A 12,344-nucleotide genomic window follows, 5' to 3' on the forward strand; every position below is an offset into this window, starting at 1 on the left:
TGACAAAAAATTACGTCAACCTGAACTTGTTTCAGGTTCTCACAGTGATTGATTTTTGATTTGATGAGATTCTGAAATCGAAGATTCAGCGCAGCTAAATAAATTCAGAATAACGAACTTTAAGAAACATACTAATTTCTTCTAGCTCTCCTAATATTTCTTCGTTCTATTTTAGTCTTATTGCTTTTAAAATTAAATAAGCGTTTAAAAAATCCATCAATTCCTTTATCTTGATATGGCTCAACATCTAAATTCAAATAAACCTCATCTGAAATATTAAAAGGAACTAAATAAGTACTTCTTAAAACTTTATTTCGCTCTATATTTTGAAGAATTTCACCAGAAATTGGCAATGCTAAAGATGCTCCTGATCCATTAACACTATTAAAATGAACATCAGGCGTAGATGCTCCAACCCAAGTGCCAATTACCAAATTTGGTGTGTACGCCAAAAACCAAGCATTTGAATAATTTTGTGCTGTTCCTGTTTTTCCTGCCAAAGCCGATTTAATACCAAACTGATTTCTAATTTTGGTTCCTGTTCCTTCATTTATGGCTTTTTGTAAAATTGCTGTAATATTTTCAGTTGTAGTTTGTTGGTAAACTTGAGTTGATGCAATGGCTTTATTTTTATAAATAATTGTTCCTTTTTTATCGGTAATTTTTTCAATCATCAATAAATTATTTACAACTCCTTTATACGCAAATGCACCGTATGCTTTTACAATTTCTTCTAAAGAAACATCTAAAGTTCCTAATGCTACCGAAGGTTGATTATTTTTAAATGCTGAAAAACCTAATTTTTTTGTGCTGTTTTCCAACTTTTGAGCGCCTACTTTAAAATACAAATCTACTGTAGGTAAGTTCATAGAGTTTGCCAATGCATAGCCAAAAGCAACCTTTTGATTTGGTGTAGATTGATGATCAAAATTTTGTGGTTTCCAATTATCATATTCAGCATATTCCTTTTCTTCATTTTCTAAGTAAGAACTTGTGGAGAAACCATTTTCTAAAGCAGTTGCATATAAAATTGGTTTAAAAGTTGATGCTATTTGCCGATGCGATTGTATTAAATTAAAAGGCAACACTCTATAATTATTTCCGCCAACATAGCTTAAAACAGCACCATTTTTAGGATTGGTAATTAACACGGCTGCGTGTAACATTTTATAATAATGCCACAAACTATCTAGCTTACTAATATTTTTTATACTTACACCATCAATAGCGTAGGTTTCAACATTTCTTTTTATTAAATCATCTTCCTTAAAATTCTTTTTATTCTCCTGATTTTTATACCATTTTTTTCTAAAACTAGTTCTGGAAAGTTCATCATCTAATTTTGGTTGCATTTTTTTTAATTGCTTTTTTACTGCATTAATAGCAAATTCTTGCAATTGCATATTAATAGTGGTATGTATTTTAAGTCCGTCTTGTTCTAAATTATATTTTTTACCAGTTGATTGCTCCAATTGTTCTAAAATAGCTGTTGCCTGTTTTTTTACCTGATACACAAAATAACCTGCCGGCGCCGCAATTTCGAAATTCTCGTACTTTAATTTTAATGGTAATTTTACCAAACTATCTAATTGATTTTTAGTTAAATACCCTTCGTTTTTCATTAAATTTAGCACCAAATTTCTACGATCTACAGATTTTTTTGGATATAAACGCGGATTAAAACTAGTAGTAGCTTTTAGCAAACCAATTAAAACGGCTGCTTCTTCAATTTTTAAATTTTTTGTTGATGAATTAAAATAACGATTAGCAGCAGCTTCAATTCCAAATACATTTTCACCAAAAGGAACAGAATTTAAGTATAATAACAATATTTCTTCTTTGGTATAAATGGTTTCTAAACGCGATGCTATAAAAATTTCTTTAGCTTTATTTATTGGCATACTTAACATTCTATAAGAATTTCGTCCATATAAATTTTTAACCAATTGTTGCGTTAAAGTACTTCCACCACCACTAGATTTTTGCATTAAAATACTTTTTACAAAAACGCGTAAATAACTTTGCGTATCAACGCCATCGTGCTCAAAAAAACGCTTATCTTCTGTGGCAATTAATGCATTTTTAACATATATTGGTAATTCATCTGAAGTAATATTTGTTCTATTTTTTTCAAAATATTTTCCTATTAAAACAGCATCAGAAGAAAACACTAAAGAAGCTTCGTTGGTACTAATTTCTTGCAATTGGTTTTTTGATGGAAGTTTACCAAATACACCAGTATAGACCAATAATAAAAATAGTACAACACTAATAACTGCAACAACAACAAAAATTAATACATATTTAGAAATCTTTTTAAATATGCTTGAATTATCAGATTTTAAAACCATTTATTCCTTATTTTACAGTACAATAACGCAATAATTAAAATTAAATTCTAATGTTGCATACTAATTTTAACAAACCTTTACAAAATAAAAAACTGAGCTAAGTAGAATAATCCACCTAACTCAGCTACTAAAAAACTGGGGTTAAAAAAGTTTAATTTCTTACTAAACGAACATAATTTTTCACTCTAATTAAATCACTAGCATTTACAGATTCAAGAATATAATCTTCTGGATCTCCATATTTTGGATCGGAACGTTGCGCTCCTGCTCCGTGCCAATCGTAATAATCTGTTGCTGAACTATTTTCTTTACTATATGCTTTTCCAAATGCAATATAGATAGCAGTATATTTAAAATCTCCTTGAGTTGTACTTGTCCAAAACCAGCTATCACTATCGGTACAAGTAAAATAAGTTTCATCAATTGCCGGAATTGTTGTTTTTTCATAATCAACAATACTTTGTAATTCTTTGGCATTTGGTAGTCTCCAATCGGTATATCCAGCTAATTCGCTATTACTTGCATAGGCTAATGCACTTTTCCAATCGTACGTGTTACCGTCATCAACTTGTTGCCACATTAAACCAGTTGCATTATCTGTTACGGTTCCATCACCATTTGAAGAAAAATCGTTTACACCATATACACCTTCTTCGCCTCTTACAGCTCTTACAAAACAACCCGGATCTTCTACACCCGATGCTCCATTAAAATATAAACCAGTTTCGTATGATTTTATGTGACCATCAGCAAAGTTAAAACCAAATGCTCCTTCAATACTAGTATTTTGTAAACCACCTTTTACATATTTTGTGCTAGACCAATATTGACCAGCATACGACATCATTTGATCATATTCAAAATCAAAATACGCATCATATAAATATGGTTGAGAATTTGATGTGCTTGTTGCATCCAATTCACCATTTGAATAAAGCAATGAGTATAATTCTTTAATTGTAGGAAGTCTCCAATCTGTATATCCACCAATTTCTAAATCATCAACATAATCAAACGCATCGTAATAATTATGACGCTCAAAATCTGGTGTTTGCTGCCACATTAAACCTGTATTTAAATCGGTAACTGTACCATCTCCATTATCTTTAAATGAAGATGACGTTCCTGAATATTGCGCATCTTGCCCATAATAATCTTCACCTTCACTTGGAGTAGAAATCACATTTCCTTCTTCATCATAAAAAACATTTTGACCAGTATCTGTTAATACAAACGACACTGTTGGTGTTGAGGTATCATCATCGTCATCACTTATTGTTATTTTATCATCATCGCTACAAGCTACAAATGCAATAATTGAAATAAATACTACTAATGTTTTTACTATATAGGAATTTACGTAATTACTATTTCTAATCTTATCAAGATTACTCGATTTTTTGTTTAATACTCCAAATTTTCTCATTGGTTACAAGTTTTAGTTAATTTTCTTGTACGAAAGTATTATATCAATTAATCGACAGAAAAGATATTCAATAGATTTGGATGTTTTATAAACAGTTAGAAGTATTTTATCAATTAAAAATTATGAATAGTATTAAAAAGAATAAAATTAATGATTAAAAAGTTGATCAATTTTTTTGGTTCTAAAATCGAAAATTTCTGCTAGTTTATTTTTAATGATTAATGAATTTAACAGCGTTCCTATAAATCCAAAAGGAGGTTTGTAGGTTACAATATCTGTCATTAAAACCCCATTTTCAAAAGGTTCAATTTTATGTTGATGATGCCAAATAGCATACGGACCAACACGTTGCTCATCTACAAAGTAAAAACCATCTACCACATGTGTAATTTCTGTAAGCCAGTTTAGTTTTATGCCTGCTAACGGACTTACTTTATACCCAATAATCATTCCTGGATACATTTTTTCCGATAAATCTTTAGTAACTACTTCAAAACCCATATAAGGTGGTGTAATTTCTTTTAAATTTTTTGGCGATGCGATAAATTGCCAAACCTCATTCATAGTAGCATTAATTTTTTGCTCACTTTTAAACTGAAAATAACTCATTGTTTTTTTGCTAATTTTTTAATCATACCATTAAATATAAACCCGTGAAAAGGTAGCACGCTGTACCAATACAATCGGCCTAAAACACCTAAAGGTCTAAAAGTTGCTGTTTGGTGTAATTCATTATTTAGTATTTTAAATTCTAGCCATGCTTCACCAGGTAATTTCATTTCGGCATATAATAATAAACGTTTTGTTCTTTTACTAGCGTCTAATACTCTCCAAAAATCTAAAGAATCTCCAACTTGAAGATCGGATGCATTTTTTCTTCCTCGTTTTAATCCTGCTCCGCCAAATAATTTATCTATAAAACCGCGCATATTCCAAAAAAAGTTTCCATAATACCAACCGGTTTCCCCTCCTATTGCCCAAATTTTTTGGATAGTTTCTTCTTCATCATCTATTTTTTCAATTCTAAAATCTTTAAAACATCCATATTTAGGAACTTCAATTAGTTTTGCAACACCTTTTAACAACTTTTTACTAGATTGTGCGTCTGTCCAGCTAGATACAACGTTTTGTTCTTCAATTTTTTGAAATGCCAATGAAACTGCTTCTTTATAAGTTAACAGTTTAATGTTTAAACGTTCGGCTAAACCATTTTCACTACAAATTACTTCTACTTTCATACTATCTACTAAATGACTTGCCAATTTATAGCTAGTTGAAGTTACAAAATACAACCAATACGATGACAATTTTGGTGTCATTATTGGTAAACAAATAATAGTTCTTTTTAATTTACGTACTTCTGCAAATTGCAATAACATTTGTTTATACGTAAGTATTTCTTTGCTTCCAATATCAAAGTTTTTGTTATACGCATACTCATATCCTAAAACACCAATTAAAAATTGTAAAACATTCCGCACAGCAATTGGTTGCGATTTGGTATGTAGCCATTTAGGAGTAATCATAAATGGTAATTTTTCTACCAAATCTCTAATAATTTCAAAAGAACCACTACCCGACCCAACAATAATTCCGGCTCTTAAAGTTGTTAATTGAAATTTGCCTGATGCCAAAATAGTTTCTACATTTTTACGAGAACTTAAATGTTTAGACAGTTCTTGTTCATTTACTATGCCGCTTAAATAAATTACCTGCTTAACAGTAGTTAATTGCATATAATTTTTAAAGTTTGTAGCCGAAATTTCTTCTAATTTTTCAAAATTATCTTTAGAAGTAGCCATTGAATGAATTAAATAATAAGCTGCATTTATATCTTCAGGAATATTTTTTAGAGTTTTTACATTTAAAAAATCAACTTCAACAACCGATATTTTATCTGAATTAAATTGTTCTATTGAAAATCTATTTTTATCGCGCACAGAACATACTACTTCATGTCCATTTTCTAACAATAACGGAATTAGTCTTTTACCAATATAACCTGTTGCTCCTGTTAATAAAATTTTCATATTTTTTTTATAGTAAGATACGTATTAAATTAATAAAACAAGGAAAAACAATAATTGCCTTTCCCTGTTCTACAATTAACTACATCGTTTAATTTTTACATTGTTGGCACTAACACTTCATCAATTACGTGAATAACACCATTTGATGCGTTTGTATTAACACCTATAATAGAGGTTGTTGTATTAATTTTAAAGTTTGTTAAATCAAAAGTTAGTTTTGCTCCGTTTGCAGTTGGCAATTGATTGTTGCTATCTACGGCACCTGCAATATCTTTATCAAAAGCTTTAGCTGGCACAACATGATAAGTTAAAACTGCGATTAAAGTTTCTAAAGGAATATCTCCCAAAGCATTCCACTCCGCATTACTATCTAACAAAGCTTGAAAAGCAGCATTAGTTGGAGCAAAAACGGTAAATGGTCCGTCACCACTTAACACAGTAATTAAATTTTGATTCGCTGTTCCTTCATCAGCTGTGCGTGTTAATGCTGCAATTAATGATGTAAATTCTCCGTCTGCAGATAATTCAATAGCAGTTTCTACAATATTTCCTATTGGAGGCAATAACACGTTATTAATTACATGTACCACACCAGATCCTGACTCAATATCTACGGCTACTATTTCGGTATCTCCATTGATAAAGTTTCCTGATGAAACTAATGAAAACCATAATTTAGCACCGTTTACTGTTCCAGCATCTCTAGGAATTTCCGTACTTAAAACTTTTGCTCCAATAACGTGATATGTTAAAACACTTGCAATAGTTTCTGAGCTTAAAGCATCTAAATCTAATCCTGAAGCTACAAAAGCATCGTTGGTTGGGGCAAATATTGTTAAATTAGGCGTTGTTAATAAGGTTTCTACCAAATCGGCTTTAACAGCAGCTTCAATTAACGTAGTAAAACTTTCGCTAAAATATGCTGGTTCTAAAACTGAATTTACAAAAGGAACAATTGTTGGCGGAATTAAAACTTCATTAATAGTATGTATAATTCCGTTTGTTGCTTCAACATCGTATGGTGAAATTACTGAAGCAGTATTTACTTTTATTCCTCCTGAGGTTGTTAAGGTAATTTCTTCACCTGCTAAGGTTGTAACATTTCCAGCAGTTATACTAGATGACATTACTTCTCCTTGAACTACGTGGTATAATAAAATTTTCTCTAAAACAGATGCTGGAACATCATCTATACTTGTTTGACCAATTGCTGCTAATAAATTTGCAAAAGCTTCGTTGGTTGGTGCAAATACTGTAAACTCTCCAGATGCTTGCAACGCATCTACCAAATTTGCTTTTGTTAAAGCGGCAGCTAAAGATGTAAATCCGTTTGCCTGAGCAATTTCTACAATATTTTGTGTTGGTAGTATTACTTCCATATCATCATCGTCATCGTTACATGATATAAATAAAAAAGTAAATGCTAAAAATAGAACTGAAAGGTACTTTAAATTCTTCATTGTTTAATATATTTGAGTTAATAGTTAGACAAATATATAAAATAATTTTAATTTTGTACAACTTTATTTTCTTTTTTATTAGACATTTATTGATTTTAAGAAATATTTTTAGGATATTTGTACTAAATAAATCACATTTGTTTAACCAAATACTTTAGAATACTTATACATGGAAACTTATTCAATGACACAAGTTGAAACCCTAACAGGTATAAACGCACACACATTACGAATTTGGGAACGACGTTACAATTTTATGAAAGCTGAAAGAACCGAAACCAACATTCGGTTTTATACTGGCGAACAATTAAAAAAATTACTTAATGTAGCTATATTAACCAGAAACGGTTATAAAGTATCTAAAATTGATGCTATGACTACAGAAGATATAAATACCTTAGTAACAGAACTTCAAATAAATAACACTACTTCATACAACGACGATATTAACCTATTAACCGTTAGTATGTTAACTTATAATGAAGAAGCGTTTCATACAATTTTCCACAGAAATATATTAAGAAAAGGAATTTTAAATACGGTAACAGAACTTATTTATCCGTTTTTAAATCAGGTTGGAGTACTTTGGGGAACCAATAAAGTATCGCCGCCACAAGAACATTTTATTTCTAATTTAATTCGACAAAAAATTATAGCAGCCACAGAATCACTAACATTACCAACTGCAAACGCTCCTACTTTAGTATTGTTTTTGTTAGAAGGTGAAGATCACGAATTAGGATTACTTTTATCTAACTTTATAGCAAAAGACTTAGGTTGGAAGGTTATTTACTTAGGACAAAAAATGCCTTCGGAAAATTTAAAAGATATTGTTTTAGAAATAAAACCTGCATATTTACTAACAATGTTTACAACGCCAAGATCAGATAATTTTGCTGATATATTAACAAATATAGCGCAAGAAACCAACACAAAAATTCTTTATTCTGGCAACCCAATTTTTACAACCACTTTTATAAATGATTCTAATTTTAACTACTTATCCTCTCCCGCTAACTTAATTACCTTATTAAAAGAGTATTCATCTTAAAAATTAATATTTACTGCATAAACTTTCATTTACCAATAAATTATTTTCTTTAATTATTGAATATTGAAAGTTTTTTTTGCTTTTACATTTTTTTGTTTAACTTTACACTATATTTAATTAGACAATAAAATAAATACATTATGAAAACTACTACTAACAATACTAATTTTGAACTAATTAGTATCGATGAAATTGGAGATAATCATTTATACACAACATTAGAAACTCCAATGAAAAAAAATGCTCATAAATTATCTGATACCGAAAAAAAAGAAACCATCTCCTATTTGTTTCGAGAAATTATGGATGTGCTTGGATTAGATTTAACCGATGATTCTTTAAAAGGAACTCCAGATAGAGTTGCAAAAATGTATGTTGATGAAATTTTTGCTGGTTTAAACCCAAAAAATAAACCAAAAATTGCATTATTCGATAATAAATACCAATACAACCAAATGTTGGTAGAAAAAAACATTACATTTTACTCTAATTGCGAACACCATTTTGTTCCAATTTTTGGAAAAGTACATATTGCCTATATTTCATCGGGTAAAGTAATTGGTTTATCTAAATTAAATAGAATTGTACAGTATTTTGCCTTAAGACCACAAGTACAAGAACGTATGACTATGCAAATTGGTAAAGAATTGCAAAGCATTTTACAAACCAATGATGTGGCTGTAATAGTAGATGCAAAACATTTATGTGTGGCTTCTAGAGGAATTAAAGACGATACTTCTGCAACAGTTACCACATTTTATGGAGGTGCATTTAACAATCAACAAAAAATTGCAGAACTTCAAAATTATTTACAATAAAGCCAAATTATTATGAAAACAATGGTAATTATTGGAGGAAGTTCTGGCATTGGTAAAGCAATTATTGAAGAAAATATTGACACCCATAAAATTATAAATATCAGCAGAACTCAGCCTCAGCTTCAACATAAAAATTTAACGCATTATAGTTGCGATATTTTTAAAGATTCATTACCCCAAATTGAAACTATACATGCGTTAGTTTATTGCCCAGGAAGCATTAATTTAAAACCAATAACTAGTTTAACTGAAACAGATTTTAAAAACGATTTTGAAATAAATGTTTTAGGTGCTGTAAAAGTAATTAAGCACTACTTAAAAGCTTTAAAAAATTCAGAAAATGGTTCTATTGTACTATTTAGCACAGTTGCAACAGTTTTAGGAATGCCTTTTCACGCAAGTATAGCCGCAGCAAAAGGTGCTGTAGAAGGATTAACAAAATCGTTGGCAGCAGAATTAGCTCCATTTATTAGAGTAAATGCTATTGCTCCTACTATTACAGAAACACCTTTGGCTACAAAAATATTAAGAAATGAAGCTGTAAAAACAGCATTAAAAAACAAACATCCGTTAAAGAATTATTTATCTGCAAAAAAAGTTGCATTGTTAGCTTCTTTTTTAATTTCTGAAAAATCTTTGGCAATTACCGGACAAATTCATAAAATTGATGCCGGTTTAGTTTCTATAACAACTTAAAATATATAAAATGAAAATTATAGCTTACATTATTATACTTACATCCTTATTAATTTCATGTAATTCTACATCAAAAGAAAACAAATTAAACACTATGAGCACATCAAAAAAGCAACCAATAGAATCTATCTACAACATTGCTATTAACAACTTAAATGGCAATGCTATAAACCTAGCTGCTTTTAAAGGAAAAAAAATATTGTTTGTAAATGTAGCATCGGAATGTGGTTTTACGCCACAATACAAAGATTTACAAGAATTGCATACAACTTATGGAGAAAAATTGGTTGTTATTGGAATTCCTTGCAATCAGTTTGGAGAACAAGAACCAGGAAATGCCACAGAAATTCAATCGTTTTGCTCTAAAAATTATGGAGTTGAGTTTATTATTACAGAAAAAGTTGATGTAAAAGGCGAAAATCAACATCCGTTATACACGTGGCTTACTTCAAAAAATAAAAATGGAGTTAAAGATTCATCCGTAAAATGGAATTTTCAAAAATATTTGATTGATGAAAACGGAAATTTTATAGATTTTTATTATAGTATTACCAATCCTTTAGATACTAAAATAACTTCAAAAATTTAATTTAATAAAGTACATACATCATCCATTTATTTACATAAATTGAGCTATAGTATTAAATTTAAACGTATTATTGTTAAATTTTTAGATGTATTTTAATGGATGAGAAAAAGAATATTTTAAAGTTAGATGTATCTATTTTTGAAAACAATGGCAAAAAGGATTTTGCGAAAATTATAAAAAACAACAAAGCTAAAACCATAAAAGCTTTCGATTTTTTTATGGATGGCATTAAAAACGAAGCTGCCGATTCTAAAGAAACGCGAAGAATTTTAGCCAATTACATTGTTAAACAAAAAATTACCAAAGAAGAAGAATTGCATTTAAAACTACGTGTTTACGATATTTTAAAAAAATTAGGAATTGGTGTTCCTTTTATGCTAATTCCAGGCGCAACCTTACTTATTCCGTTTATTTTAAAAGCTGCAGAAAAAAAAGGAATTGATTTGTATCCTTCTAATTTTAAAGGAAAAGTTAATAATAATGAAAAATTAACTAATTAAAAAACACCTTAAATTCCCTCTTACATTTTTTTTTGAAAAAAGTTAATTTTTTAGTAATTTGCAATTGCTATGAAAAAGACTACCACCAAATTACCTACAATTTTAATAAAAAAAGTGAACCACAAAAACGAGGTTCGATTAGCATTGTTTTTTAAGTTCAATAGATTGTTTATTGATATTCTTAAAAATTTATCTACATATAAATGGAGTATGACCTTAAAATCTTGGCATACCGAATTTTCACCTGAAAACATACAACAATTAAAAAATGCTTTTGCAGATAAAGCTGTTTTTACTGTTGATGCATCGGTTTACAATACCATAAACATTAAAGTACCACGTGAAAACCGTGTAATTTCTGATGAAAATAAAAACATTATTCGCTTATTTATAAAATATTTAAACGGAAAAAGATATAGTGAAAGTACCATAAAAACTTATTTTACGTTTGTGGCCGATTTTTTTCATTATATGAAAGACAAACCTGTTATTGATTTTAATAATAAAGATGTTGAATTATTTATTGAAGATGTTTTTGTTCCCAGAAAAATGAGCATTAGCAGTCAAAGACAATTAATTAGCGCTATAAAACTGTTTAAAGCTTTTTACCCAGAATGTAAAATTGAAGAAATAAAATTAACACGTCCAAAAAAAAGTAAAATACTTCCAACAGTATTATCTAAAGAGCAAATTATAGATTTATTACGATGTACAAAAAACTTAAAACACCGCGCCATTTTAGCCATGATTTATTCTGCCGGATTAAGAATTAGCGAGCTTTTAAATTTAAAATTAGAAGATATTGATATTGATAGACGTCAAATTATTGTAAAAAATAGTAAAGGAAGGCGCGATAGAGTTATTATTTTAGCAGAAAGTTTTATTCCCTTATTATTAAATTATGTAAATAGTTATGCTCCAAAAACTTATTTTGTTGAAGGGCCAACAGAAGAAAAATACAGTGCAGAAAGTATTCGTGCTTTTTTACGAAAATCGTGTATAGCAGCCAACATTAAAAAACGAGTTACACCACATACTTTGCGTCACAGTTACGCTACACATTTATTAGAAAATGGTATAGACTTACGCTATATTCAAGAATTATTAGGTCATGCAAAGCCAGAAACCACTATGATTTATACTCATGTAAGTAAAAAAGATTTGTTAAAAATTGAAAGTCCGTTAGATTTAGCATTAAAAGGAATGACAGATCAGAACAATACAATACCTCGCAGATTATCTGATAACTATTAATATTTTGATTTAAATTTTTAAAATATATGTTTAAATTAAACAAATACGTTGTTATTTTTCAAAATTTTATTACATTTAAACAAAAATTGTAAAACCAAAATCAGAAACAAAACATGTGTTTATCCGGAGAATTTAATGGAAAAACAGTTAGTATTGTTTGGATATAACA

The 12,344-nt window shown here is 29.3% G+C and carries 11 protein-coding genes; 6 read left to right on the top strand and 5 right to left on the bottom strand.

What is annotated here, in order from left to right:
• Nucleotides 1-131 precede the first annotated feature (131 nt).
• The 5 genes from ABY298_RS04945 to ABY298_RS04965 form a co-directional block, all read right to left on the bottom strand.
• Nucleotides 132-2,351 (bottom strand): transglycosylase domain-containing protein, encoded by a 2,220-nt coding sequence (locus ABY298_RS04945; RefSeq protein ID WP_372744900.1) that lies wholly within the window; start codon nucleotides 2,349-2,351, stop codon nucleotides 132-134.
• A 151-nt stretch (nucleotides 2,352-2,502) separates the two neighbouring features.
• Entirely contained in the window at nucleotides 2,503-3,777 is a 1,275-nt protein-coding gene (locus tag ABY298_RS04950) for a DUF1566 domain-containing protein (RefSeq protein ID WP_372744901.1), read from the bottom strand.
• Nucleotides 3,778-3,924: 147 nt separating this feature from the next.
• Nucleotides 3,925-4,386: an SRPBCC family protein gene (locus tag ABY298_RS04955; RefSeq protein ID WP_372744902.1), complete on the bottom strand. Its 462-nt coding sequence runs from the start codon at nucleotides 4,384-4,386 to the stop codon at nucleotides 3,925-3,927.
• The gene (locus ABY298_RS04960) at nucleotides 4,383-5,807 is read right to left on the bottom strand and encodes an SDR family oxidoreductase (protein WP_372744903.1); all 1,425 of its coding nucleotides are present in this window, start codon (nucleotides 5,805-5,807) and stop codon (nucleotides 4,383-4,385) included. Before ABY298_RS04960 ends, ABY298_RS04955 begins: the two co-directional genes overlap by 4 nt.
• Nucleotides 5,808-5,902: 95 nt before the next feature.
• On the bottom strand, nucleotides 5,903-7,267 hold the full coding sequence (locus ABY298_RS04965) for a fasciclin domain-containing protein (RefSeq protein WP_372744904.1): 1,365 nt from the start codon (nucleotides 7,265-7,267) through the stop codon (nucleotides 5,903-5,905).
• A 169-nt stretch (nucleotides 7,268-7,436) separates the two neighbouring features.
• Here ABY298_RS04965 and ABY298_RS04970 point away from each other — a divergent pair, with 169 nt between their 5' ends.
• The 6 genes from ABY298_RS04970 (at nucleotide 7,437) to xerA (ending at nucleotide 12,175) form a co-directional block, all read left to right on the top strand.
• Nucleotides 7,437-8,318 carry a MerR family transcriptional regulator gene (locus tag ABY298_RS04970; RefSeq protein WP_372744905.1) on the top strand — a complete coding sequence of 294 codons (882 nt, stop codon included), beginning with the start codon at nucleotides 7,437-7,439 and terminating at the stop codon, nucleotides 8,316-8,318.
• A gap of 140 nt (nucleotides 8,319-8,458) precedes the next feature.
• A complete protein-coding gene (gene folE, locus ABY298_RS04975) occupies nucleotides 8,459-9,136 on the top strand; it encodes a GTP cyclohydrolase I FolE (RefSeq protein WP_372744906.1) in 678 nt (225 codons plus the stop codon).
• A gap of 12 nt (nucleotides 9,137-9,148) precedes the next feature.
• Nucleotides 9,149-9,832 (top strand): SDR family NAD(P)-dependent oxidoreductase, encoded by a 684-nt coding sequence (locus ABY298_RS04980; RefSeq protein ID WP_372744907.1) that lies wholly within the window; start codon nucleotides 9,149-9,151, stop codon nucleotides 9,830-9,832.
• A gap of 94 nt (nucleotides 9,833-9,926) precedes the next feature.
• Nucleotides 9,927-10,421, top strand: a complete 495-nt coding sequence (locus ABY298_RS04985) for a glutathione peroxidase (RefSeq protein ID WP_372744911.1) — start codon at nucleotides 9,927-9,929, stop codon at nucleotides 10,419-10,421.
• A gap of 95 nt (nucleotides 10,422-10,516) precedes the next feature.
• Nucleotides 10,517-10,921, top strand: a complete 405-nt coding sequence (locus ABY298_RS04990; RefSeq protein ID WP_372744908.1) for a hypothetical protein — start codon at nucleotides 10,517-10,519, stop codon at nucleotides 10,919-10,921.
• A 69-nt stretch (nucleotides 10,922-10,990) separates the two neighbouring features.
• Complete coding sequence (xerA, locus tag ABY298_RS04995) at nucleotides 10,991-12,175, top strand: site-specific tyrosine recombinase/integron integrase (RefSeq protein ID WP_372744909.1); 1,185 nt, start codon at nucleotides 10,991-10,993, stop codon at nucleotides 12,173-12,175.
• The last annotated feature ends 169 nt before the right edge of the window (nucleotides 12,176-12,344 follow it).

This window comes from Lutibacter sp. (assembly GCF_041596795.1).
In the GTDB taxonomy this organism is placed as follows: Bacteria; Bacteroidota; Bacteroidia; order Flavobacteriales; family Flavobacteriaceae; genus Lutibacter.